Raw genomic sequence first — 25,990 nt, forward strand, 5'->3', positions numbered from 1 at the left:
CTTCTTATGTTAAAACAATTTATAGAAAGACCGGTCCTTTCAACGGTCATCTCCATAATACTTTTATTATTGGGAGCTCTGTCTCTCTTTAATTTACCGATTGCCCTCTTTCCGGATATTGCTCCGCCAAGTGTACAGGTAACGGCTTTCTATCCGGGAGCGAATGCTGAAGTGGTAGCCCGTTCAGTAGCGACTCCGATCGAAGAAGCTGTAAACGGAGTTGAGAATATGACTTATATGACCTCCAACTCCAGCAATGACGGTACGATGACCCTGAGCGTTTTCTTCAAGCAGGGAGCAGACCCTGATAATGCAGCCGTCAACGTTCAGAACCGTGTATCGAAAGCCATGAGCCAGCTTCCCCAGGAAGTGGTACAGGCCGGAATTTCCACACAGAAGGTTCAGAACAGTATGATCATGTTCATGGGACTGTCCAGTGAAGATGCCAAGCAATATGATGAGCTTTTTCTTCAAAATTACCTGAAGATCAATGTTATTCCTCAGATACAGCGTATTCCGGGAGTTGCACAGGCCCAGGTATTCGGGACAAGGGATTATTCCATGAGAATCTGGCTGAAGCCTGATAGACTGGCTGCCAATAATCTTTCTCCACAGGAAGTTCTTGCAGCGATCAAAGATCATAACCTTGAAGCGGCTCCCGGACGTCTCGGGCAGGGAAGCAAAGAAACGTATGAATACATCCTTAAGTATAAAGGAAAACTGAATAAAGGGGAAGATTACGAAAGTATTGCCATTAAGGCCAATAGTGACGGATCATTCCTAAGACTAAAAGATGTGGCAAGAGTAGAGTTCGGTTCATATACCTATACCGCGACAAACAGAGTGGATGGAAAACCGGTTGCCGGATTTGCTATTTTGCAGACAGCAGGCTCCAATGCCAATGAGATCCTGACTGAAATTGAAAAGCAGGTAAAGGTAATAGAAACCACCCTGCCGAAGGGAGTAAATCCAATCATTATGTATAATTCCAAAGACTTTTTGGATGCATCCATCCATCAGGTGGTGGAAACATTAGTGATTGCTTTCATCCTGGTATTTATCGTGGTGTATATTTTCCTCCAGGATTTCAGATCTACATTGATTCCTGCCATAGCAGTACCGGTTGCGATCATCGGAACCTTCTTCTTCCTGCAGCTGTTTGGATTCAGTATCAATATGCTTACCCTGTTTGCATTGGTACTGGCGATTGGTATCGTAGTGGATGATGCCATTGTAGTGGTGGAAGCCGTCCATTCCAAAATGGAACAGACAGGAATGCCCGTAGAACACGCTACGATGAACTCCATGAGTGAAATTTCAGGAGCTATTATTTCGATTACCCTGGTGATGTGTGCCGTATTTATTCCGGTTGGTTTCATGCAGGGACCTGCAGGGGTTTTCTACAGACAGTTTGCTTTCACCTTAGCCATTGCTATTCTGATCTCAGCAGTGAACGCATTGACTTTAAGCCCGGCTTTATGTGCCATGTTCTTAAATGATCCTCAGGGAGAGCATGGGGAACATCATCACAAAAAAGGGTTTGGAGCAAGATTTTTCAATGCCTTTAATGCAAGCTTCAACAGCATGACCCGAAAGTATATTTACAGCCTTAAATTTTTAATTAAAAATAAATGGGTAGCTATAGGAGGTCTTGTCGTTATTACTGCTGCAAGTGTATTCCTGATCAAAAAAGCTCCGTCAGGATTTATACCTACAGAGGACCAGGGATTCGTATTGTATGCGGTAAACACTCCTCCGGGAAGTTCACTGGAAAGAACCCACCGGGCAACGGAACAGATCGATAAGATCATCAATGGGGAAAAAGCGACCAACCACCTTTGGGTAGCAGACGGGATGAACTTTATCAGTAATGCTAATGCTTCTCCCTATTCAGCCGGGTTTATTAAACTTAAAGATTATGACAAGCGCGGTGAAATGAAAGATCCGGACCAGATTGCTGCAACACTGACAGGAAAGGTAAGCCAGGTGAAAGATGCCAATGCATTTTTCTTCAACTTCCCTACGGTACAGGGATTCGGTAACGTCTCCGGTTTTGAATTCATGCTTCAGGATAAAACGAACGGTTCTTTTGAGCAACTGGGAACAACTACCCAGGCATTCATCGGAGAATTGATGAAACGACCTGAAATCGCTTTTGCCTTTACGACGTATGCTGCCGGAAATCCACAATATACCATTGATGTAGATACCGATAAGGCGAACCAGCTGGGAGTCTCCGTTACAGAGCTGATGCAGACCATGCAGATCTATTTCGGAAGCAGCTTTGTATCGGATTTCAACAGATTCGGAAAATATTACAGAGTAATGGCGCAGGCAGATATTCCTTACCGTACAGATGTAAATTCTCTGGAAGGAATTTATGTAAAAAATAAATCAGGAGAAATGGTTCCAGCAAAAACACTGGTTACATTAAAAAGATCTTTCGGACCTGAAACAGTAACCAGAAACAATCTCTTCAATGCGGTAACCATCAACGGAACGCCAAAACCTGGCTATAGTACAGGAGATGCGATCAAAGCTGTAGAGGAAGTAGCCCAAAAGTCACTTCCAAGAGGATATGGATATGAGTGGACAGGTATTACCCGTGAAGAGATCAAAACAAGCGGGCAGACTGCCTTCATTTTCTTCTTAAGTATTTTATTTGTGTACTTCCTGCTGGCAGCCCAGTATGAAAGCTATATTCTTCCGTTTGCCATTATTCTTACTATTCCAACAGGGATATTCGGAGTATTCGCCTTCACAGGATTAGCAGGAATTGACAACAATATCTATGTACAGGTAGGATTGATCATGCTTGTCGGATTGTTGGCCAAAAATGCCATCCTGATCGTAGAGTTTGCTGTCCAGAGAAGAAAAGCAGGAAAATCATTGATAGAGTCAGCCCTTCAGGCATCAAGATTACGTCTGAGACCGATCTTAATGACCTCTTTTGCCTTTATCGTAGGGATGCTTCCATTGGTATGGACACAGGGAGCCTCTTCAAAAGGGAACCACTCGATCGGTTACAGCACTGTAGGAGGAATGCTTACCGGTGTAGTATTCGGAATCTTCATTATTCCGGTGATGTATGTGGTCTTCCAGTACCTGCATGAAAAAATGCCGAGCAGAAAAAAGAAAAGACTTCTGAGAAAACAGATGGAGGAAGAACTTTTGGCTTCTACTCATTAATAAAAAAGGATGAACAAAAAAGTGAGATTTATAAAATCATAAAAATTTTAGCATCTTATTTATTTTAAGCTACAAACATTGCATATAAGAAGTCCATATAAATTTTTGAAAATCTCTGATTTTCCAGGCTCAATACCATCATGATCATCGGTGAAGATCTGTGCAATCTGTGATTAAAATAAAACTATAACTCTTAAAATTTTGTATCCATTAAAAGTCTATCAAACAAAAACTATGAAAAGAGTAAAAAATATTATACTAACATTTGCAATAGCTATAGGAGCTGTTTCGTGTGTGTCAAAACTGGCCTACAAGGAACCGGACCTTCCGCTTCCTGAAAAATTCCAGTATACAGCCACTGCCGATACAGCAAGCATTGCCAATCTGGAGTGGAAACAATTTTTCAATGATCCTATTTTACAGGAACTGATTGAAAAAGGGATCAAACATAATTATGACCTGCAAATCGCATTGAAACAGGTTGCTTCTTCACAGGAAAAACTGAAGCAGGCAAAGTATATGCAATATCCGGACGTTGGCTTCGGAGTGGCGGCTCAGATTTCAAGGCCATCCAAAAACAGCATGAATGGAGAAAGCTTAAATCTGTTTTTAGGAAAAAGTCATGTTGAGGATTATAATGCAGCTTTCAACCTTTCCTGGGAGGCGGATATCTGGGGGAAAATCAAAAATCAGCAGGAAGTGTCAAGAATGCAATACCTGCAGACCTATGAAGGTTCCAAAGCTATCCAGACTCAGGTTGTGGCAGCGATTGCCCAGGGATATTACAACCTGTTGATGCTGGACAAACAGCTGGCCATCGCAAAATCCAATCTGGAACTGAGCAGCAATACTTTACTGATCACACAAAAAATGTGGGAAAGCGGGGATACTACTTCTTTGGGAGTACAACAGTCTGCTGCTCAGAAGCAGGCCACAGAGCTTCTGATCTCACAGTTGGAACAAAATATTGCCATTCAGGAGAATGCATTAAGCATTCTTATAGGTGAAGTACCTAATAAGGTGAACAGAACGATTGAAATGTCTGACACTTCCCTTCCCCAAAACATCACAGCAGGACTTCCGGCAGCTATGGTAAGCCGCAGACCGGATGTACGACAGCAGGAATTGGTACTATTAGAATCCAATGCAATGGTGGGAATTGCTCAGGCCAGTATGTACCCGGCTTTAAAGATTACCGCTAACGGAGGGGTAAACTCATTCAAATTCGATAACTGGTTCCAGATTCCGGCATCACTGTTCGGATCAGTACTGGGAGGAATTACCCAGCCTATCTTCCAGAAAAGACAGCTGAAAACGGATCTGGAAGTAGCTAAAATTCAAAGAGAGAAAAACGTTCTGGCTTTTCGCCAGTCGGTATTGAATGCCGTAGGTGAAGTTTCTGATGCTTTGGTTTCCAATGAAAATTTAAAAATTCAGGAACAGAAGGCTACTGAACAGGCTACTACACTAAAAGACGGAATCAAAAGTGCACAACTTCTTTACAAAGGAGGTTCAGCTAATTACCTGGAAGTGATTACAGCACAGGGAAATTCCCTACAGGCAGAACTGAACCTGGCTTCCATTAAGAGACAGAGATTAAGCAGCATTGTAGATCTATACAGAGCGCTGGGCGGCGGTTGGAAGTAGTAAATTAAATTATATTGTTTGAATGCGGTTCTTATTGAGCCGCATTTTTATTTCTCAATGATCACATAAGTATCTGCGAAATCTCCGTGATCTGCATGAAACAATAAAAATCTCGCAAATTGAGCAGATTTAATTTATCCAATTATTTTTGAAACTGTTCCGTAATCCATTGGATCAGATCCTCAAAGTCTTTTTGAGAGTATCCCAATGATAAATAATGAATATCGTCCGCTTTTCTGTACCATGTCAGCTGGCGTTTGGCATATCTCCGGCTATTCTTTTTAATTTCAGATACGGCAAAATCAAGATCCCACTCTCCGTCAAAATACTTGAACAGCTCTGCATACCCAACAGTATTTAAAGCGGTCAATCCTTTGAATTTTTGCAGCCCTTTTACCTCATCCAGCAGTCCATTTTCCATCATCATGTCTACTCTGCGGTTGATCCTGTCATAGAGCTCTTCTCTTGAAGCTTCAATTCCGATACGGATCACATTGAAATCCCTGCCGTCCTGGGAAACAGCAATGTGTTCGGAATATTTTTTATCCGTTTGCCAGATAATATCAATCGCACGCAGAAGCCTCCGATGGTTGTGAATATCCACCACACTAAAATATTCAGGATCGAGGTCTTTCAGAATTTCCTGAAGCTTTTCAATGCCCTCCTGTTCCAGTATGGTCTGAAGCTTTTCCTGGTTTTCAGCATTCGCTTCAGGCAGATCATGCAATCCTTCGATCACAGCCTTTTCATACATCATACTTCCTCCCACAAGGATGACTGTATCATGTTCTTTAAAAAGTTCGTTGAGCTTTTGCAAGGCATCTTCTTCGTACTGCCCTATAGAATAGTAATCTTCTACTGAAAGATTTCCGATAAAATGATGAGAGGCTTCAGCCAGCTCCTCCTCAGAAGGTGCCGCCGTTCCTATTTTCATTTCTTTAAAAAACTGTCTGGAATCACAGGAAATAACCGCCGTATTGAAATATTTGGCCAGATCAATAGCCAATCTTGTTTTACCGATTCCGGTGGGTCCTACTACAGAAATCAAATTTTTCATCAGTTCACTTTCATTATTTTTATAAGGTCAGATGGAATCTTACAGATTTCACAGTGCTAATTTAAATGTTTATCTTTGTAGAACAATAAAAAACTATGATTTTATCAATGACCGGATTCGGGAGAGCCGAAGATGTTTTTGAAGGAAAAAAAATTACAATAGATATTAAATCACTGAACAGCAAGAGCTTTGATTTAAATATCAAAATTCCTTTGCGTTATAAAGAAAAAGAATTTGAAATCAGAAAAATTCTTAATGATAGAATTATCCGTGGAAAAGTAGACTGCTATGTCAATTTAGAGAATCTTGAAGAGTCTAATGATGTAAAGATCAATAAGAATTTAATTGATTCTTACATGAATGAACTGAAGAATATAGCCTCAGACGGTCCGGATTTCGAATATCTTAAAATGGCGGTAAGACTTCCTGATGCCATCACCTCCAGACCTGATGAACTGACTGAAGGTGAATGGGAAGCATTGGCTAAGATCGTTAATGCAGCAGTAGACCGTTTTGAAGAATTCAGGAAAACCGAAGGCAGCATTTTACATGAAGAATTAAACAGGAACATCGAAAATATTGACAAATACCTTGGTGAGGTCATTCCTTTTGAAGAAGAAAGAATCATCAGCGTAAAAGACCGCTACCAAAAGGCATTGAAAGAGTTCGAGAACGTAGATGAAACACGTTTTTATCAGGAAATGGCCTATTTCACAGAAAAGCTTGATATTTCAGAAGAAAAGGTAAGACTTGCCCAGCATTTGAAATATTATAAGGAAGTAATGGACAATGAATCTTTCAACGGAAAAAAACTGGGCTTTATTTCTCAGGAAATCGGCAGGGAGATCAATACGTTAGGTTCCAAAGCCAATCATGCTGCCATCCAGAAACTGGTGGTAATGATGAAAGATGATCTGGAAAAAATTAAAGAACAAACATTAAACGTATTATAATAGTTGACCGTTGAGAGGTAATAGTTTACAGCCAGCTCTCAACCAGCAAGTGACAACTCTATGGATAAAGTAATTATATTTTCAGCACCATCAGGGAGCGGAAAAACTACATTGGTAAAACATTCTTTGGAAACATTTCCTGAACTGGAATTTTCAATTTCCTGCACAACGAGACAGCCGAGAGGAAGTGAAGTACATGCCGTGGACTATCATTTTCTGACACCTGATGAGTTCAGACAGAAGATTTCTGAAGATGCTTTTGTGGAATATGAAGAAGTATATACTGATAAATATTACGGTACTTTAAAATCTGAAGTGGAAAAAATCTGGAATCAGGGAAAAGTTGTTATTTTTGATGTAGATGTAAAAGGAGGCATTTCTCTGAAAAAATATTTTGGAGAAAAAGCGTTGTCTATTTTTATAGAACCACCTTCCATCGAAGAATTGGAACGAAGATTGATTTCAAGAAATACAGATGATGCAGAAACCATAAAAATCCGTGTGGCAAAGGCAGAAGAAGAAATGTCCTACGCCGGCGAATTTGACAAGATCGTCATCAACACCGATCTTGATGTAGCTAAAAAAGAAATAGAAAGTTTAATAAAAAGTTTTATCAGTAACTAATGGATAGAAGACAGAAGTCAGAAAACGGAGATCATTACCATACTCTGAAAATCTAACTTCTAATTTCTAATCTCTAACTTCTGATAATAAAAAACATTGAGGTTGATATGAGTACCGAAACATTAGAAAAAGCTAAATCTGCAATTCCTGTAAAAGGATTTCTGGATATAAAAGATATAGCCATTCCTCAGGGAGAAGAGCTTGTAAAAGCTATTCTTAAACTTAAAGAGGAAAAAAATGCTGTCATTCTTGCCCATTATTACCAGCCGGGAGAGATCCAGGATATTGCCGACTTCCTGGGAGATTCTTTACAGCTGGCAAGACAGGCTAAAGAAACCAATGCTGACATGATCGTATTCTGTGGAGTACATTTCATGGCAGAAGCTGCCAAAATCCTGAATCCAACTAAAAAAGTAGTGCTTCCCGATACTATGGCGGGATGCTCTTTGGCAGACGGATGTTCAGGAGAAGGTCTTAGAAAAATGCGTGAACAGCACCCTGACGCTTTAATTGCGACCTACATCAACTGTAATGCTGAAACCAAAGCGGAAAGTGATATCATCGTAACCAGCTCTAATGCTGAAACAGTCATTGAAGCGCTTCCTAAAGACAGACCTATCATTTTCGCTCCGGATAAAAACTTAGGAAGATATTTATCTAAGAAAACAGGACGTGACATGATTCTCTGGGATGGAAGCTGTGTGGTACATGAAGCCTTCTCTATGGAGAGAATCGCCCAACAATTGGCAGACAATCCGGATGCTAAACTGATTGCACACCCTGAAAGTGAAGAAGCTGTTCTTAAGCTGGCTCATTTCATCGGGTCCACTTCTGCTCTATTGAATTATGTGGAAAAAGACGACTGTCAGAAATTTATCATTGCTACTGAGGAAGGAATCCTGCACGAAATGAAAAAACGTGCTCCCCACAAAGAATTACTTCCTGCATTAGTCTTCGACGAAAGCTGCAATTGTTCAGAATGTTTCTACATGAAGCGTAATACGATGGAAAAGCTGTATTTATGTATGAAATACGAGCTTCCTGAAATTCTTATTGACGAAGAATTAAGACTGAAAGCATTAAAACCCATTGAGGCAATGCTTGATCTTTCAAAAAGCATAAAATAAAAAGAAGCTGTCTCAAAAGTATCCTCTCCCGGACCCCTTAATAACTTTTCATTTAGGAAATTCCCAGAGCAGAATTTGAACTTTTGAGACAGCCTCTTTTTTTATTTTCAATAATACAGAATTCAAACAACTATACCATAGGAGCATAACAGGTTCCTCCCGGTGTACGCCAACATCCCCACCCTCCCTGCCGGAAACATACATAAGCAGCACCTCCACATGTATCAATCTGAAATTGAGTAAATCCACCATTTACTTTTTTCTGTTGTTCTCTCGAAAGCTTTTTAATATTTTTCATATAGCCTGATTCTTCCATTATTTTTTACAGTTAAAATCCACCATCAGTACCGGGTTCATAAGGCTTTAAATCACAAGATCCATTTTTTGGAATACACATTTTTAGATTTTCGCACCATTTATGGGTGTAAATACATACTGCAGGAAATGGCCCTCCAATTGGTCCTGCTCCTGTAAGTGTTCTCAACTCAACTCTTGAAAGTTTTTTTAAATTTTTCATAATAACTTGATTTTAGGTTTTTGTTTGAATATTCAGAATATCATTCAATATTTATTTTACTCAAAAGTGAGATTCCAGGACAGTAAAACAAAGTAAGATCTAGTATCTGTGTGAAATGATTAAGTAAGTGTAAGTATTTTTATAGTTTTTGTATTTTCAATCCAAAAAAATACGAGCAACTGCAACTGAAATTGTAAAGTACACAAAATCTGTGGAGCAGAATATGAATTGTTTTGTATATCAGAAGGGCAATAAATTCCGGACAACTGCAAAAAAATCACTGTGAAACACAGTGATTTACTTTTTTTAATTTATCAAATACTTATTAGGATACACCCCCATCCATACATTCTATACTTACAATCACACACATTTTACAATGTAAAGGAAGCATATGATATGCATCACATGGAGCATCATTAGGCCCGTTTCCGTAAGTTGTGTTCCGTGGACATCCGTTGCAGCTTGCTCCTGCTGCTCCATGTAACTCACCAAGTTCTTTTCTGTTTAATTTCTTTAAATTTTTCATATTAGTTTTAATTATCGTTAAATATTGACTTTGTAATGAATATTTTTCAGTTCTAAAAGTCAGAGTAATCAGGGCCATAGCAATCTGCACTTACATCGACACAGCTTCTGCAGCTCGCAGGTACCCCCCAATAGTTTCAGCAATTATGCGTGTACTCAGGACCTTCTCCATAATTTCCAGCCGTTGAACATCCTGTACATCCTCCTCTACCTTTAACATTTTTCAGTTTTGTTCTTGATAATTTTTTAGTTGTTTTCACAATACCTTAACTTTAAAATGCCAATAAAATAAGTGGCTACGGTTTTGGATTCCCCCTTAATAAGGTCCAAAACATTCAAAACTCACCAAAACTCTCATTTTGCAACATTCCGGTAAAGCATGATAATCAGCACATGATCTTGGCTGGCCAGGTCCATAAGGTCCCGGAGGACAATATTCAAAACAATCATTGATATCTCCTCCATTAATCAACTTTAAATTTTCTCTGTTTAATTTCTTTGATTTTCTCATAATAAATTGATTTAGTTCGTTTTATAAATATAATAAATTCTTTTTATTGTAAGAAGATAAATTAATCACAATCATAAGAATTAATAAAAAAGCACTGCAAATACAGGCAGTGCTTTTTATGGTTAAAAGTTAACAGGCCCGGCACACGACACCTCTAAAAATGACTGATTTTGGCAGCAGGTGGATAATGCCAGATAAGCGGCACAGGTGCGGGAACCATTACTTGGTCCATAGCCTGTTCCTGGAGGATAAGGGCAGCCCCCGGGACATGCCCCTCCATTGATCACCATTAAATTTGATCTTGATAATTTTTTTAGCATTTTCATATTAATACTGGTTTTAATTACTCCTACTCTCAAGCTTTTCGGAAACCGCTTATATAGAATTTGTTGTTCAAAAATGAGAATCATAAGTCATAAAAAAAAGCCCAACCTAATAAGTGTAAGCAATTGTTCAGTAAGTGTAATGTTATTTCGTATCTCTGCATATTTTCAGCAAAAATGCAGATCATTTTTCATGTCCCCATCTTCAATAAGTAGCATCAAGGTGTTTTATTTATATTGATATAAAAAATGAAAATGTTAATTTTCCGTTTAAAAGCTTTTTTTATCCAAATAATTTATACATTTGTTTCATTATAATGAATGTATTAAGAAACATATCTGATATTTCTATCCTGAAATTACCTATTTCAGGAGTATCTTCCGTTTCTGCTTTCACAACTACAACAACTACCCCATAGCGGGGTAAATTTTCACATATTATTTCCGGTACCTGTACTCTTTTTTCGAAGAGTAAGCACTTCATTTTTACCCAACTTCAAATAAATAATTGATGAAAGTTTTAAAATTCGGCGGAACATCAGTCGCCCATTCCCAGAATATCCTGCTGGTGGAAAATATTATAAAGAAGGAATCTTCAAAAGACAGAGTTGTTGTGATCGTGTCTGCACTCCAAGGTGTCACTGATCAATTGATCAAAGCAGCGGAATACGCTTCCGCTAAAGATGAAACCTATGTCAGGATCGTTCAGGACCTTGAAGAAAAACATATCAGCCTTGTCAAAGAACTTATTCCTGTATTGGCACAAAGTTCCCTGCTAAGTTTTGTTAAAAAACATTTTAATGATCTGGAAGATATTTACAATGGAATTTCCGTTTTAGGTGAACTTACCGGTAAAATCAAAGATAAAATCGCTTCCTATGGAGAGTTTCTTTCGTCCAGCATTATTGCAGCCAGGCTTCAGCATGAAGGGCTTGACTGTTTATGGATGAACACTGCGGAGCTGATCAGAACAGACAGCAATTTTACCCAGGCAAGAGTAGATTTTGTCAGCACTGAAAATCATTTAAAAAGTTATCTGAATCAACATCATAACCCCATCATTATTGGACCCGGCTTCATAGCCAGTGACGAAAAAAATAATACAACCACATTAGGAAGAGGTGGCTCAGATTATACCGCTGCCATTATTGCCGCTGCCATTCATGCAGAGGAATTGCAGATCTGGACCGATGTAAGCGGAATGATGACCGCAGATCCACGTCTGGCCTCCAATGCCAAACCTATTTCAGAAATCTCTTACCATGAGGCAATGGAACTCTCCCATTTTGGAGCGAAGGTACTCTATCCGCCTTCCATTCAGCCTGTCATGGTAAAGAATATTGATCTTTTCATTAAAAACACATTTGCTCCTGAAGCACAGGGAACCCTGATCTCTCATCACGTAAAAGCAGATCATGAAAAACAGCAGATCGCAGTAGGAATTTCCAATATGAGCCAAATTGCTCTTTTGACTTTAGAAGGCAGCGGAATGGTAGGAATTCCGGGAATTTCAGCAAAATTATTCCAATGTCTAAGCCAGGAAAAGATCAATATCATTCTTATTACACAGGGATCATCAGAGCATTCCATTACGATTGCAATCAGCGAAAAAGAGGCTTTCCGTGCAGAAAATGCGATCAACACAATCTTTGCAGATGATATCAATCTGAAAAGAGTTTATCCTGTGAAGATTGAAACCGGCCTTTCTATTGTCGCTTTGGTTGGAGAAAGCATGAAAAGCAGAAGTGGGGTAAGCGCCAAAATGTTTGGGTGCCTGGGCAATAACGGAATCAATATAAGAGCTATAGCACAAGGGTCTTCTGAAAGAAATATCAGTATTGTCATTTCAGAAAAGGACAGCAAAAAAGCAGTAAATGTACTTCACGAAGAATTTTTTGAATCAGAAATAAAACAAATTCACCTCTATATCTGCGGCATCGGAAATGTAGGTTCAAAGCTGATCCGGCAGATCTATGACCAGAACGCCTATCTGCAGGAAAACTTCTCCATCAATTTAAGAATTGCAGGAATTTCCAATAGCCGTAATATGATGTTTTCAGACCAGGGAATTTCTTTCGAAAGCTACCTCAACTGGAAGGAACAAAGTGAAAAAGCTTCCGTCCGGGAATTTGCAGGAGAAATTATCGCAAGAAACTTAAGGAATTCAGTATTTGTTGACGTTACGGCAAGTTCTGAGGTTCCCGAAGTGTATGAAAGTTTACTGAAAAGAAGCATTGATATCGTAGCCTGCAACAAAATTGCGGCTTCCTCAGATTTTGATCAGTATAAAGCTTTAAAAAGCACTGCCAGAAACCACAACCGCAGTTTCTATTTTGAGACCAATGTAGGAGCGGGACTTCCTGTCATAGGAACCATCAATGACCTGATCAAAAGTGGTGATAAGATCATCTCCATTCAGGCAGTACTGAGCGGAACTTTAAATTTTGTTTTCAATCATTATGACGGCAGCAAAACATTCTCTGAAGTGGTAGCCCAGGCACAAAAAGAAGGATATACAGAGCCTGATCCAAGGCTTGATCTGTCCGGAACCGACGTAGCAAGAAAGATTCTGATCCTCGCCCGGGAAGCCGGATATCCTCTCCAGTTTGAGGATATTGAAAATATCAGTTTTCTGCCGGAAGAATGCATGCAGGGAAGCGTAGAGGACTTTTACGATAAACTTACTCAATATGAAGAGCATTTTAAAAGCTTGCTGAACCGTGCTCAAAGCAATGGTAAAATATTAAAATACACGGCAGAGTTTAAAGACGGAAAAGCAAAAGTAGGTCTTCAGCATGTAGCTTCTGACAGCGATCTGTTTCATCTTTACGGTAAAGACAATATTGTTATTTTCAGGACACTGAGATATTCAGAACAGCCTTTGGTAGTAAAAGGTGCCGGAGCCGGAGCTGAAGTAACCGCCAGCGGAGTATTTGCAGATATTATACGTTCCATTTAAAAATAAAAATTATGAAAAAAATAAGATTAAAAGTCCCCGCTACTGTTGCCAATCTGGTCTGTGGATTTGATATTTTGGGAATGGCAGTACATGAACCCTATGATGAAATGGAACTCAAATTACTGGATACTCCGGAAATCATCATCAGGCATAAAGATCCATTCGGACTTCCTGAAGAACCCTCTAAAAATGTTGCCGGCATCGTGCTGCTGAAAATCCGGGAACATCTTAAATTAACCAATGGTTTTGAGGTCATTATTCGTAAACATATAAAACCCGGAAGCGGGCTCGGCTCCAGTGCGGCAAGTGCCGCAGGAGCCGCCTTCGGAGCCAATATCCTGTTAAAAAATATTTTATCAAAAGAAGAAATGATCCATTTTGCCATGTTCGGAGAGGAGCTAGCTTCCGGTGTCCGGCATGCAGACAATATAGCGCCTTGCATCTATGGTGGAATTACACTGGTAAAATCAACGGAGCCGATCGATATCATTCCATTGAACTGTCCCGATTTATTTGTAGCAGCAGTACATCCGCAGGTTGAAGTAAAGACTTCGGATGCAAGACAGATCTTAAAGAAAAGCATCACGCTGAAAAGTGCGGTTGAACAGTGGGGAAATATTGCCGGGCTTGTAGCCGGAATCCAGAAAAATGATATTCCTTTGATTGGCAGAAGCCTTAATGATGTTATTATAGAACCTGTCCGAAGTATTTTAATTCCGAAATTTGATGAGATCAAATCAATGAGTCTGGAAACCGGAGCTTTGGGAGGGGGAATATCCGGGTCGGGGCCCTCTGTCTTTATGTTAGCAGAGAAAAAAGAAACCGCAGAAAAAATTGCCCGGCTGATGAAATCAGTCTATGATAAAATCGGAATTGAAAGTTTTATATATGTTTCCAAGATCAATCCTTCCGGTATTGAAATTGTCGAAGAATCTTAACCATTAATTACTCCAATCGAAAATGATATATTATAATTTAAAAGATCATCTGGAAAAAATTGATTTCAGAAATGCCACAATAAAAGGACAGGGAAAAGAAAAAGGATTATTTTTTCCGGAAAGCATTCCCCGGTTTGATAAAGATTTTATTCAGAACCTGTCTATGTTCTCCAATGAAGACATTGCTTACAGATGTATGAAGGACTTTGTTGGAGATGAGATTCCATCAGAAATATTGTGGGAAATCGTTTCTGAAACGGTCAATTTTGAAATCCCGCTTGTAAAGATCAATGACAGAATATCCATTTTGGAACTGTTTCATGGTCCTACTTTAGCATTTAAAGATATTGGAGCCAGATTTATGAGCCGCTGTCTCTCTTACTTTCTGAAAGATCAGCAGAAAAAGGTTACTGTCCTTGTGGCTACTTCAGGAGATACGGGGGGAGCTGTTGCTCATGGATTTTATAAACTTCCGGACATTAATGTGGTCATTCTTTATCCTAAGAACAGGGTAAGTCCGGTACAGGAAAAACAACTTACTGCCCTTGGAGAAAATATTTCAGCGCTGGAAGTGAATGGCAGTTTTGATGATTGTCAGAATCTGGTCAAACTGGCATTTGCAGATCAGGAAATCAATACAGCACTGCTTTTGACTTCTGCCAACTCGATCAATGTAGCAAGATGGCTCCCTCAGCAGATCTATTACCTGCTGGCCTATAAGCAATGGCTTCAGCAGGAAAATGAAAATCCGGTGATCTGTGTTCCCAGTGGAAATTTCGGAAATATCTGCGCAGGGCTGCTGACACACTTCAGAGGCCTTCCCGCAGAGCACTTTATTGCAGCCTGTAATGCCAATCGTATCATCCCTGATTATCTGGAAACCCAACATTTTCAGCCGCAAAAAGCCGTACCTACCCTATCAAATGCAATGGATGTGGGGAATCCCAGTAATTTTGTAAGGATTTTAGAACTCTTTGGGCATCAGTTTAATTCTTTAAAAAATACAATATCAGCCTACACCATTAATGATCATGAAACCATGAACACCATTACGGAGGTATATCAAAAATACAGCTATCTTCTGGACCCCCACAGCGCTGTAGCATTTGCTTCTCTGGACCAATATCTGAAAGAAAATCCCGGTAAAAAAGGATTTATTCTGGGAACTGCACATCCGGTAAAATTTCCTGATGCCGTAGAAAAAGCAACCCGTACTCCCATAGAAATTCCGGAATCCCTGAATGACCTGATGAAAAAGGAGAAAAAAACTGTTGAAATAAATTCAGATTTTGAAGAATTAAAACGATTTTTGCTTTATAAAATTTGAAACGATGAGCAAAATATATCTTGAAGATGTAAAAATATATGCCTATCATGGTGTTCTTCCTGAAGAGAATATCATTGGAACTTACTATATTCTGAATATAGAGCTTCATACCGATCTGTGGAAAGCCGCCGGATCTGATGATCTGCATGATACCATAAGCTATGCAGACATCAATGAGATCCTCCACCAGGAAATGAAAATAAAATCCAGGCTTCTGGAACATGTGGCGGGGAGAATCATTGCAAAAATTCACAGCCGTTTTCCACAGATCGATTATATTAAATTAAAAATCACCAAAACCGCTCCCCCAATGCAGGGAGAAATGAAAGGCGCCAGTATTGAGCTGGAGAAAAGCTTTAAGCCGGAGAATTAAACTTTATTTTCGTTCATAAAAACATAAAAAATTGAAACTCTTTAAAATATTATTTCTAGTAATCTTTATCAATGCTCTCGGACAAAGCAGCGTTGATAATCAATTGGCAACCTATAATTTTCCCAAGATCAAGTCCAGCATTACAATGCCGGTAACAATTCCGCTTTCGGAATTAAGCAATATGATCAATGCCTCTGTAAAAGATCTGATCTACCAGGATGATTCCTATACTGATAATAATAACGATCAGTTTAAAGTAAAGGTATGGAAAACCAGACCGATCCGGCTTGTAGGCGGTACCAGCCAGAACCTGCTGATCGAAGTGCCTTTAAAGATCTGGGCGGAAAAAGGGATCGGAACTTTGGGAGTATACACCTATCAGAATACAACCTTTGAGACAGTAATGTCCTTTAATACAACTGTTAATTTTAAAAATAACTGGACGATTATTACCAATACACAGCCTAACGGGTTCAGATGGGTAACAAAACCCGTACTTGACTATGGGAAAATCCAGATTCCTATCACTTCTTTTGTGGAAAAAAGCCTAAAGGAACAACAGGAAAAATTCTGTAAAACCATAGATCAACAAATGGCCACTCAGCTGAATTTTCAACAGTATGCTCTGATGGCGTGGAATACTTTCCTGCAGCCGTTCAATATTTCAGAAGAATATAATACCTGGCTGAAGGTAAGCCCTGTCGGAGTCAATATTACCCCTTTGAAATTCTATGCCAACCAGATCAATGCCACTCTTGGAGTTGATATTTATTCCGAAACCTTTACCGGAAGCAAGCCTGCAGCATCTTCCCCGGTAACGGCCGTTGCCAATTTTAGCTCTACTCCTGTTGTTGCCGATAAGTTTATTTTGCAGACTACAGCTAATATTCCTTTTACGGAAGCTAGTAATATGGCAAGAAAAACTTTTTTAAATAAAGAATTTGATATCCGGGATTCTAAAGTGAAAGTAACAGACATCAGGGTCTATGGTGTTGATAACAGAGTCATCATTGAGGCTCAAACGGATGGCTATATAAAAGGAACTTCCATCATTTCCGGGATTCCGGTGTATGATGATGCCAAAAGGAAAATCGTGCTGTCAGATACCAAATTTAAATTAAAAACAGCCAATATTCTATACAAGACCGCCTCAATGCTGTTTCAGGGAAAGATCGTGAAAATGATTGAAGAGGAATATGGAATTCCCACTCAGGAACTGGAGGAAACTTCCAGGAAAAGCATTGAAGATGCCTTTAATAAAGAATATTATAAAGGATTAAAGATGAATGGAAAAGTATTCAACCTTAAGCCAAGTAAAATTCTGCTCAGCAACACGGGAATCACGGCCGTTATTGACACCAATGCCTCATTACAGCTGTTTGTAAGTGGATTTTAAAATGAAACAAAAACTAATATTTCAACCATGAGAAAATATTTAATAATTGTAGATAGAAACAGATCCCAAAAATGGACGAGATTTGCGAATTTTCTTATTGACAGAATTGTTCTCATTTCCCTATTTTTTATTTTTGGATTTATTTCGTCTTTACTATATAAGTTGGCAGATATTGACTTTTTCATCAATATTAGTCACAAAATTTCTGAAGCGAATCAATTTACTGATATACTGATAACCTCTACAGTATATTTCATATACACGCTTCTTATAGAATATTTTACCAAAGGAAGGTCCGTAGGTAAGTATATTACAGGAAGTAAAGTTATTTGTATAGACGGCACAGAACCTACCTTCAATGATTATGTTATCCGGAATATTTCCAGACTTGTTCCGTTTGATGCCCTTTCTTTTTTAGGAGAAAACGGATGGCATGATAAATGGAGTGAAACAAGGGTTGTAGACATGAAAAAATATAGTGCTGAAATTCAATCAAAAAGCGAGATAGACAGCCTTGGAGCGAAAGAAATTGCTTAAAAACTTTTGTTCATAAAGAATTTTTGCTATATTTGCACACCTCAAAAATGGTAAAAATGGTACTTTGGCCGAGTGGCTAGGCAGTGGTCTGCAACACCATCTACAGCGGTTCGAATCCGCTAGGTACCTCTAAAGCCTTTCTATATAAAACTGAATTTCAGTAATTTATAGAAAGGCTTTTATTTTGCATCTATAATTACAAAAAATAACGACTTACGGATCGGATCGGGCATAAAATTCGCTAGAAAAAAGACATGGTTATTGCATTTTGCCTGGAAAAAAGCAATACAAGGGCAGATATGACTTAAGCTCTCTTTCATCATACCTATTGAAGCCTTACATTATAAGTTATTTTTATAGTCCGGAAAGTCAGCACACTGCCCTTTCCTCATACATTTTATCAAAATAAGTACTTAAGCTCAAAATCCTTTCCTTATCAACTGGATTGATATACCTTAGAAACATCTGCTCTGAGCTATGCCCGGTAGCATCCATTAGTAATGGAGTAGGAATTTTCCCGTAAAAATTGGTGGCAAAACTTCGCCGGCCAATGTGACTGGTCAGTATTTCACATTTCTCTATAAAAACCGATTTAACTCTGTGTCCAATTCTTTTTCTTGCCTTAATTGTTTTTGTAATATTAGCTAGTCTGGCAATCTTCTTAATTCCCTGGTTATAGTGCAGAATATCCAGGCGTGGCGGTAAATCATCATTATTCCTGTTGATAGCATGAAGAACAACAGGATGCAATGGGAGCAAAATCTTTTTATGTGTTTTTTGCTGTGTAAAATTGATACAGGCCTTATTATTTATTTTTATCAATTGTTCTTTTGAAAAACTCATAAAATCCGAAAAACGTTGCCCTGTATAGCAACTAATAAGCAGCCAGTCTTTAGTGGCCCTCAGCTCTTCAGGCACTTCTGTATTTTTTATTTGCAATATCTCTCCTTCAGTCAACGTTACGATTTCCTTATCCTGCCTGTCTCTCCGTATCTCCAGTTCTCTTACAGCAGTTCTTATTCCTTTCCGTTCCGCAAAATTCAATATCGTTTTCACAAAATGAATAGTCCGATAAATGGTGTTGTCACTATATTCTTCTTCCCTTCCGAAAATCATAAAATCTTTTATAAAATCAGAATTGATTTCGTCTAAATACAGCCTCTTGCATAAAAAACCTTCGAAACGTTCTAGCAAATGAAAAAATACTTTATATCGTTTATAGGTTGAATGGCAGATCAGTTCTTTTTTAGCCTCAATATACTTCTGCATATAGTACAGCAAAGAATTGTCGTATAATTCTGGAGAATGTCCCGCACAAATTGTTTTAACAAGTATTGACAAAGGCCGGTGTTGAATTTGTTTTTTCTTCAAACGTTTTTCACGAATATGCTCTGCCAGCTGCTTTTTCAGTACATCCAATTTAGCGTTTAACCGCTTAAAATTTTTAAGATAAATATTAACAGGACGTTGCTTTTCCATATCCCAATTTTCAGCGTGGATTCGCAAAGAAGTTCTGAAAGTAAAAGTCTTATTAATTTGTGTATCGGTAAGGCTAAGATGGATGTTTTTTAAGGTCCCGGTTTCCGGCAGAAAGAATTCAAATGTCATTTCGTTAAAATTTTAGGATATTAATAATCAACGAATTTAACATAATAAAAGTAGTCTTCATTAGACTACTTCTTTGAGCAAAGATATATAAAAAGTTCTGAAGTAGCAAAATTCTAATACACTGGAAAAGAAAATATTGGGAATCAAATAAGCTGGCATTTACAAACCCTCTTCTGAAAACAAATACATCACAAATACTTTAATGGATCGACAGGGCTTACAAAACCTACTAATTTATAAATCAATAAGTTAAAAAATAGTCTAATGAAGACTATTACGATTCTAAAGACACATGATAAAAAAAGAATATAATAGCTATAGGCACTTTGCTTATAAGAGCAACAGAAACTTACTGTTGTTCTTGCTTTTATATCTGTCCTGCTATACTTCAGCCGCTATCCCCACGACTCTCAACGGGAAGAATAATAGGGATTCTATTCAAAGAGGTTCTGCTATTCCTGAGCATTTAACATTACAAAAAGAAAGTTCTAAACGCATACAAGTACACATAGTTGAAGGAACTTTAATCCGGAATCCGGAATATATTCACGGTCCGGAATTGATTTATACCAGAAATTCACACACCCCATCTCTAAAGAGCAAACCTGAAAGAGCAAAATTAAAAAAATCAAAACAGGTCCGGAAGGTCAATAGTAAAAATAAAACCAATACATATCCTTCTTCAAATATACTGGCTTCTAAAGAATCCGGAACTCCCTCATCCGTTATTTACTATTATGAAAAGTCATTTTCATTCACTGTTACCTCCCGTATCGATAAAGCAATCTTCAACCAGGCAGAAACAGATCCGCTGATTAAAAAATTTATTGAAAGCAGTACAATTTCTTATACCAGGAGCAGCCAAAAGATATATTCTTATTTGAAAGCATTTAAAATAAGGCCTCCGCCTTTAATGGTACACACAAACATTCAGAATAAAATATTACGAACAATTTAAAAACTAAAAAATGGATAAATACAAAAATATATTACCTGCCATTCTAATGATTTTGCCCTTTACATTCTATTTCGGGCAAGTGGGAATTGGCACAAGCACACCCGACTCAAATGCGCTGCTCGAACTATTTAGCACCAATAAAGGCTTTCTCCTGCCTCAGTTGGAATTACAGGCAAAGAATCTTCCCGCTCCCATGACTGTTCACAGAGCAGGAGTTCTTGTTTATAATTCATCAACCTCAGGAACAGCAGATAATGCCGTGCAGCCAGGATTGTATTACAATGATGGCACTTCATGGGTTCCAATGGCTGCTGAAAGTAAAAAAATAGGTGATGTGAAATATGGATTCCAATCCTCAGATCACAACGGATGGTATTTATTAGACGGAAGAAGTATTAACAGCTTATCCTCAGTAGCAAAAAACAGTGCTATTACCCTGGGATACGCTTCATCATTACCCGACAATCAAAACCGTTTCCTGAAAACCAAATTAAGCAGTGAAAATACAGGAATCACAGGTGGCGGAGCTGTTGTTCTTTCAAGGGCAAATCTTCCCAATATAAATTTTACAGGGACTACCAACGCTACGGGAGCTCACACCCATACATACACAGACAATTCTTCCGCTACCGCAGCTTCTGCCTCCGGTAGCAACAACCCCATTTCTAACTCAGGAAATGGCAACTATAATACAGACAGTGCGGGAGCTCATAGTCATACCCTCAGTGTTTCTTCAGGAGGTTCAAACAGTCCTATAAATTATGCTCCGCCTTACGTTACAGCAAATATGTTTATCTACTTAGGAATTTAAAATAAATATTTATGAAAAATTTTAAAATAATTCTACTTTTAATCAGCATCAGCACATTCCTGTCTGCACAGGTTAGTATGGGAAATACCAACCCCAATAGCAGTGCTGTACTGGATTTAACGAATGGAAATCAGAAAGGGTTTTTACTGGATAATATTAAATTAATAGAAACAGCCCTCCCTTCACCGATGTCCGGTCATATTGCCGGAATGCTGATATACAATTCGGCAACTGTCGCCAACGTTACCCCAGGTGTATATTATAATGACGGTTCTTTATGGTTAAAAATTGAGTCAGACACCGAAAACCTTAAAGTGGGAGACATAAAGCAGGGCCTTATCGATACGGATCATTCCGGCTGGTATATTATGAACGGCAGGAATGTATCAACATTACCCGAAAAGGCAAGATTAAATGCAATAGCCTTAGGATTTGCCACAAGTTTACCCAATATGGCCAATATGTTCTTCAAGGGGATTAACTCTTCCGAAAATTTCGGACAAACCGGAGGAAACGAATCATTTACATTAACAAGAGAAAATTTACCTAATGTAACTTATACAGGGACTACTGCCAGCGCCGGAGGACATAATCACACTTATATTGACAGAGGAGCCACGATGTGGCATAACAGGTCCGGATCCGGAATTAACAGCCATACGGATATAAATGGAGAAACCAGAACAACAGGAAGTGCCGGGAACCATTCCCATACCGTTACAATCCCAACCGGAGGTAGTGGAACTCCCATTAATCTTAAACCTTCATTTTGGAGTGTACAGTCATTTATTTATTTAGGAAATTAAAAAGCAAAATTATGAAGAGTTTTTATGTAACCATCTTATTGTTGTTATCAACATTATCATATTGTCAGGTTTTAATTACTGACGGTCATGATGCACAACCTACTTCTGAAAGTGAAATTATTTTAGAGCTCAAAAGCATGAACGCCAATAAGGGTTTGATTCTGCCCAGACTCCCGTTACAATCTATTGCTTCTCCTCTGCCATTAACCAATCATGTGGCAGGTATGCTGGTATATAATACAGCCAACTCAGGAACAGCAGCAGATTACATCTATCCCGGACTGTATTATAACAACGGGCAGCAATGGCTTCGTTTAAGGTCTAACAATAAACCGGATGTGGGAGATATAAAATACAGTGCAATGAATTCAGATCATGACGGATGGTACCTGCTGAATGGAAGAAATGTTTCCACTTTAGGGAGTAGCGCTGCACAAAATGCGGTATCACTTGGCTTTCTAACAAATCTTCCCGATACGTCCAACAAGTTCCTGAAGGCAAAAGCAAGCAGTGAAACCTCCGGAAGTACGGGAGGCAATGCAAATATCGTTTTATCACAGGCTAATCTACCGAATGTCAGTTTTACGGGAACCACTAACTCTGCCGGCAGCCATACCCATTCTTATAACGATAGGGCCAATGGTGTCGCAACAGGTGATGAAGTTAATAATGTACCCAGGGTAGATGACCTTACGACTTCTTCCAAAACCACGAGTACAGCCGGAGCCCACACTCATACCTTTTCAGTACCTACAGGTGGAGCAAGCCAACCTATTGTGTTTATGCCAACTTACCTCAGCTCCTATGTATTTGTTTATTTAGGTGAGTAGATAGGTACTTACTATAGTTGGTTTATACCTTTTTTTATTTATTAAAAAATTTTCAATGAATTATAAAAACATATCAATAGGAATTTTAATTAATCAACTTGTTACAGAACGTGGGGTAGAAATACCCCGCATCTGTAATTTTTTTAAATGTACAGAAGAGCAGGTCAAGGATATGTATACTCAAAAAAGCATAGATACAGAGCTTTTACTCAAATGGAGCAAACTTTTGGAATATGACTTTTTCAGACTCTATTCTCAACATTTGATATTATACGCACCGCCGTCTGTGGAAAAATTTATAAACCCGGAAAAAAAATCGTTGCTTCCACAGTTTCGTAAAAGAATTTATACCAAAGAGATTATAGATTTCATTATGGAACAGATCGAATCCGGGGAGATGACCCAGACAGAGGTCGTAGAAAAATATAGAATACCCAAAACCACCTTGCATAAATGGATAAGTAAACACATAAATAAGCCAGGCTAGCCGCATTGGATCAATGCAGCCGGAGATGCACTACCGTTAGAAAATCATTAAGCTCTAACGTAAAATAAAGACGCGGATTTCAATACGCTAAGACCGGGACATGGTCCCTAACAATCTGCCATTTCAACCTACCATTCCTATAGGAAAAATTTATATAAAGTTATGCTCTCAGAAAATAATACGACTCCAGACTATAAACAGATTTACACAGATATAATCAACAAAAAATATCCACATAAAAAAAAGGACTGCGAAAGCATTCTTGAAAAAAAGAATATTTCAGGAATTGACATTGTTGAACTCAACAAACGGATATTTGGCACAGATAGGGAGAGTGAGAGGCTCAACCAGAAGTATCGCTCTTATAATAAAACCGATATTTTAAAAATTCTGGATTATCAAAAGAAAAATAAGCTCAACAACTCTCAATTAGCCGATCATTTTGGCTTAAGTAGAAATACTGTCAGCAAATGGCGGAAATATTTTTATACTAAGTGACGCCGCTTACTGATTGATATCTTACACAATAGAAGTAAAATCTTTATCAGGGAATTGCCTCCCTCCCATTGATTATAAGCGATAAAGATCAATCGTTTTATTTTAAAAAAGAAAACAACTCCAGGAATAAAAGATTGATTGATCAGATTTATGAGCCATATGGTTAAAAAAAATCCTCGGAAATTCCGAGGATAAAAACTAATAACCATGAAAACTCAAATTAAACATGAGTTGCAAATGTATATTGAAAAATCGTGCCAAGAATAACATTTATTGGGAAAAAAATTTAATTTATTATTTCAGCACAATCTTTGTCATTTCATTATTTTATTTCGATTTTATTGTATCATTAAAAACAAGATCATAATTATTTATAATTATTTCAAATAAATTGAAAACAAAAACGACATCGTTAAAAAGAAAATAATTTACATTTAATTAAAATAAAGTTCATCCCGGAAAATAAGAAATTCTTTTGGCAGCTGTCACACTATGACAATAAAAAATATGGACAGAGAATTGGCATAATTTATTCTCTATATATTCCAAACCAGAAAATTTAATATCATGCCACAAGAAGATTTCAATAAAGAAGATTTTATCCAAAACAATGAAAAAGAATATCAGATTGAATTTAAAATTCATGAAATAGGAGAAGGCATCAATCTCATTGTAGAAAGATTGAACGAAAAAGGAGAATATGAAATAGTTCAGGCTCCGGTAAGAAGATCTGACGATAAGGTATTTGTCGTTTGGGACCAGCCTTTTAACGGTAGAATATTGTTTGATACATAAACTCAGCCTTCCCGGCTAGACCCTAATGAAAAAAGCCCCCATAGCGGAGGCCTCAAAAAACACAAATGATGAAAAAAAATTTTATATCAGAAATAAAAATTATTTTATCGCTTAATTCAGCACCAAATTTATACCACTCTCTTTTTCTATTTTATGAGTGTAGTCATATTTATGAGTATAGTCATAAAATTTCTTTTTATCCGGATTATAATTCCGGTTTAATTTCAAGTTTCCATACACATTATGTTAAATAACAAAGTGACTGTTACAGCTCATTAATTTCCCAGACCTACACAAACTGAAAAGCTGTGATTGTGGATAACGCCTCTACTGATAATTCTGTGGAAATCATCCGGTCGCAGATACACTAAAAAGAAACGACCTCCTTTCGGAGGCCTAAAAAACACAAATGATGAAAAAAATCTATTTAGAAAAATCCAAACAGAATATTGTATACTGTTATATTATCTTTACTCAGAAATGATAAAAATCAACAGGTGCTTATAGTTGTAAGTAAAAAATCCTCATTTCGAGGATTGTAAATTTAATTAAATATTTTGTTTTCGCAAAGTTATTCTTCCCATGCGATCGGAACATAGATCGTAATATACCCATCTGCATCTACATTAGCTTCAGAAACAGTAGCAACTACCGTTCCGTAACCTACCCAGCCTCCTTGTCCCTGAATTCCTGAGAAACTGTATGTTCCCGCCGGAAGGTCCTCTTCAGAATATTGCGGAAGCGAGCGGTTATAGCCATTACTGTAATACAATTCTCCGGTAACGGTATTTTCCGCAACAAAGCCTCCTAAGTCATACCCTGAACCGGAAAGCATCTTTGTTCCATTCTTTGAAAGAAGTCCATAACGAACGGGAAAGGTCTGAGTTTTTGATTCTTTATGAGAAACTTCAGAACGGGTCTCAGATGGTCCCTGCACTATATCTCTGGAAGAAAACGAAGTCGTAACAGCCAGTATTCCTACAAAAGCTGATACTGTAAAAATTAATTTTTTCATATTAAGATAATTTTGGTTCTTCAAATATAATCAACTTATATGAATTCAATAAAAACTATTGATTAACTAAAATTTACAATGGGCTACGATAAAAATTCCCAGGTTTATATTAGAGAGCTTATGAAGAATCTGATTTAGAAGATTAATTTTCATAACTAAAAACTTTATATGCATTC

General features: G+C 38.0%; 25 protein-coding genes and 1 tRNA gene. 19 read left to right on the forward strand and 7 right to left on the reverse strand.

Going from position 1 to position 25,990, the window contains the following annotated elements:
• Positions 1-6: 6 nt before the first annotated feature.
• Together AC4IF5_RS11575 and AC4IF5_RS11580 are read left to right on the forward strand one after the other, a co-directional pair.
• The gene (locus tag AC4IF5_RS11575; RefSeq protein WP_490734649.1) at positions 7-3,189 is read left to right on the forward strand and encodes an efflux RND transporter permease subunit; all 3,183 of its coding nucleotides are present in this window, start codon (positions 7-9) and stop codon (positions 3,187-3,189) included.
• 234 nt (positions 3,190-3,423) lie between these two features.
• On the forward strand, positions 3,424-4,836 hold the full coding sequence (locus AC4IF5_RS11580; RefSeq protein WP_490734651.1) for an efflux transporter outer membrane subunit: 1,413 nt from the start codon (positions 3,424-3,426) through the stop codon (positions 4,834-4,836).
• Between the two features lie 142 nt (positions 4,837-4,978).
• Here AC4IF5_RS11580 and miaA read toward each other — a convergent pair whose 3' ends face one another.
• On the reverse strand, positions 4,979-5,893 hold the full coding sequence (gene miaA / locus AC4IF5_RS11585) for a tRNA (adenosine(37)-N6)-dimethylallyltransferase MiaA (protein ID WP_490734653.1): 915 nt from the start codon (positions 5,891-5,893) through the stop codon (positions 4,979-4,981).
• A 95-nt stretch (positions 5,894-5,988) separates the two neighbouring features.
• Here miaA and AC4IF5_RS11590 point away from each other — a divergent pair, with 95 nt between their 5' ends.
• From AC4IF5_RS11590 to nadA, 3 genes are all read left to right on the forward strand, one after another.
• On the forward strand, positions 5,989-6,846 hold the full coding sequence (locus tag AC4IF5_RS11590; RefSeq protein WP_490734655.1) for a YicC family protein: 858 nt from the start codon (positions 5,989-5,991) through the stop codon (positions 6,844-6,846).
• A gap of 60 nt (positions 6,847-6,906) precedes the next feature.
• On the forward strand, positions 6,907-7,470 hold the full coding sequence (gene gmk, locus AC4IF5_RS11595) for a guanylate kinase (RefSeq protein ID WP_490734657.1): 564 nt from the start codon (positions 6,907-6,909) through the stop codon (positions 7,468-7,470).
• A gap of 107 nt (positions 7,471-7,577) precedes the next feature.
• Positions 7,578-8,597 carry a quinolinate synthase NadA gene (gene nadA, locus AC4IF5_RS11600; protein WP_490734659.1) on the forward strand — a complete coding sequence of 340 codons (1,020 nt, stop codon included), beginning with the start codon at positions 7,578-7,580 and terminating at the stop codon, positions 8,595-8,597.
• A gap of 130 nt (positions 8,598-8,727) precedes the next feature.
• Here nadA and AC4IF5_RS11605 read toward each other — a convergent pair whose 3' ends face one another.
• From AC4IF5_RS11605 to AC4IF5_RS11620, 4 genes are all read right to left on the reverse strand, one after another.
• Positions 8,728-8,895, reverse strand: coding sequence for a bacteriocin-like protein (locus AC4IF5_RS11605; RefSeq protein WP_490734661.1), 168 nt, complete (start codon positions 8,893-8,895; stop codon positions 8,728-8,730).
• 30 nt (positions 8,896-8,925) lie between these two features.
• On the reverse strand, positions 8,926-9,114 hold the full coding sequence (locus AC4IF5_RS11610; protein ID WP_490734663.1) for a bacteriocin-like protein: 189 nt from the start codon (positions 9,112-9,114) through the stop codon (positions 8,926-8,928).
• A gap of 325 nt (positions 9,115-9,439) precedes the next feature.
• The gene (locus tag AC4IF5_RS11615) at positions 9,440-9,643 is read right to left on the reverse strand and encodes a bacteriocin-like protein (protein ID WP_490734665.1); all 204 of its coding nucleotides are present in this window, start codon (positions 9,641-9,643) and stop codon (positions 9,440-9,442) included.
• A 1,116-nt stretch (positions 9,644-10,759) separates the two neighbouring features.
• Positions 10,760-10,960, reverse strand: coding sequence for a hypothetical protein (locus AC4IF5_RS11620; protein ID WP_490734667.1), 201 nt, complete (start codon positions 10,958-10,960; stop codon positions 10,760-10,762).
• Positions 10,961-10,987: 27 nt separating this feature from the next.
• Here AC4IF5_RS11620 and thrA point away from each other — a divergent pair, with 27 nt between their 5' ends.
• The 7 genes from thrA to AC4IF5_RS11655 all read left to right on the forward strand — a co-directional run bounded on the left by thrA (position 10,988) and on the right by AC4IF5_RS11655 (position 18,135).
• The gene (thrA, locus tag AC4IF5_RS11625) at positions 10,988-13,435 is read left to right on the forward strand and encodes a bifunctional aspartate kinase/homoserine dehydrogenase I (protein WP_490734669.1); all 2,448 of its coding nucleotides are present in this window, start codon (positions 10,988-10,990) and stop codon (positions 13,433-13,435) included.
• A gap of 11 nt (positions 13,436-13,446) precedes the next feature.
• Positions 13,447-14,373, forward strand: coding sequence for a homoserine kinase (locus tag AC4IF5_RS11630; RefSeq protein WP_490734671.1), 927 nt, complete (start codon positions 13,447-13,449; stop codon positions 14,371-14,373).
• Positions 14,374-14,395: 22 nt separating this feature from the next.
• Positions 14,396-15,700, forward strand: coding sequence for a threonine synthase (gene thrC, locus AC4IF5_RS11635; RefSeq protein WP_490734673.1), 1,305 nt, complete (start codon positions 14,396-14,398; stop codon positions 15,698-15,700).
• Between the two features lie 4 nt (positions 15,701-15,704).
• Complete coding sequence (gene folB / locus AC4IF5_RS11640) at positions 15,705-16,073, forward strand: dihydroneopterin aldolase (RefSeq protein WP_490734675.1); 369 nt, start codon at positions 15,705-15,707, stop codon at positions 16,071-16,073.
• A gap of 31 nt (positions 16,074-16,104) precedes the next feature.
• Entirely contained in the window at positions 16,105-17,469 is a 1,365-nt protein-coding gene (locus AC4IF5_RS11645; protein ID WP_490734677.1) for a DUF4403 family protein, read from the forward strand.
• Between the two features lie 27 nt (positions 17,470-17,496).
• The gene (locus AC4IF5_RS11650) at positions 17,497-18,006 is read left to right on the forward strand and encodes an RDD family protein (RefSeq protein ID WP_490734678.1); all 510 of its coding nucleotides are present in this window, start codon (positions 17,497-17,499) and stop codon (positions 18,004-18,006) included.
• A gap of 58 nt (positions 18,007-18,064) precedes the next feature.
• Positions 18,065-18,135 (forward strand) — tRNA-Cys (locus AC4IF5_RS11655).
• Between the two features lie 240 nt (positions 18,136-18,375).
• Here the strand turns inward: AC4IF5_RS11655 and AC4IF5_RS11660 are convergent.
• Positions 18,376-19,614, reverse strand: coding sequence for a site-specific integrase (locus AC4IF5_RS11660; RefSeq protein ID WP_490734679.1), 1,239 nt, complete (start codon positions 19,612-19,614; stop codon positions 18,376-18,378).
• A 292-nt stretch (positions 19,615-19,906) separates the two neighbouring features.
• On the opposite strand from AC4IF5_RS11660, the gene AC4IF5_RS11665 reads away from it, so the two are divergent.
• The 7 genes from AC4IF5_RS11665 (at position 19,907) to AC4IF5_RS11695 (ending at position 24,799) form a co-directional block, all read left to right on the forward strand.
• The gene (locus AC4IF5_RS11665) at positions 19,907-20,572 is read left to right on the forward strand and encodes a hypothetical protein (protein ID WP_490734681.1); all 666 of its coding nucleotides are present in this window, start codon (positions 19,907-19,909) and stop codon (positions 20,570-20,572) included.
• A 10-nt stretch (positions 20,573-20,582) separates the two neighbouring features.
• Positions 20,583-21,383, forward strand: coding sequence for a phage tail-like protein (locus AC4IF5_RS11670; RefSeq protein WP_490734683.1), 801 nt, complete (start codon positions 20,583-20,585; stop codon positions 21,381-21,383).
• An 11-nt stretch (positions 21,384-21,394) separates the two neighbouring features.
• The gene (locus AC4IF5_RS11675) at positions 21,395-22,189 is read left to right on the forward strand and encodes a phage tail-like protein (RefSeq protein ID WP_490734685.1); all 795 of its coding nucleotides are present in this window, start codon (positions 21,395-21,397) and stop codon (positions 22,187-22,189) included.
• Positions 22,190-22,200: 11 nt separating this feature from the next.
• Complete coding sequence (locus AC4IF5_RS11680) at positions 22,201-23,019, forward strand: phage tail-like protein (RefSeq protein ID WP_490734687.1); 819 nt, start codon at positions 22,201-22,203, stop codon at positions 23,017-23,019.
• A gap of 55 nt (positions 23,020-23,074) precedes the next feature.
• Positions 23,075-23,506: a transposase gene (locus tag AC4IF5_RS11685; protein ID WP_490734689.1), complete on the forward strand. Its 432-nt coding sequence runs from the start codon at positions 23,075-23,077 to the stop codon at positions 23,504-23,506.
• Between the two features lie 162 nt (positions 23,507-23,668).
• A complete protein-coding gene (locus AC4IF5_RS11690) occupies positions 23,669-24,004 on the forward strand; it encodes a helix-turn-helix domain-containing protein (RefSeq protein ID WP_490734691.1) in 336 nt (111 codons plus the stop codon).
• Between the two features lie 567 nt (positions 24,005-24,571).
• A complete protein-coding gene (locus AC4IF5_RS11695) occupies positions 24,572-24,799 on the forward strand; it encodes a glutathione synthase (RefSeq protein WP_490734692.1) in 228 nt (75 codons plus the stop codon).
• A 571-nt stretch (positions 24,800-25,370) separates the two neighbouring features.
• On the opposite strand, the gene AC4IF5_RS11700 is transcribed toward AC4IF5_RS11695, so the two are convergent.
• The gene (locus AC4IF5_RS11700) at positions 25,371-25,814 is read right to left on the reverse strand and encodes a hypothetical protein (protein WP_490734694.1); all 444 of its coding nucleotides are present in this window, start codon (positions 25,812-25,814) and stop codon (positions 25,371-25,373) included.
• Between the last annotated feature and the right edge of the window lie 176 nt (positions 25,815-25,990).

The organism is Chryseobacterium sp. UF-290 (assembly GCF_058245615.1).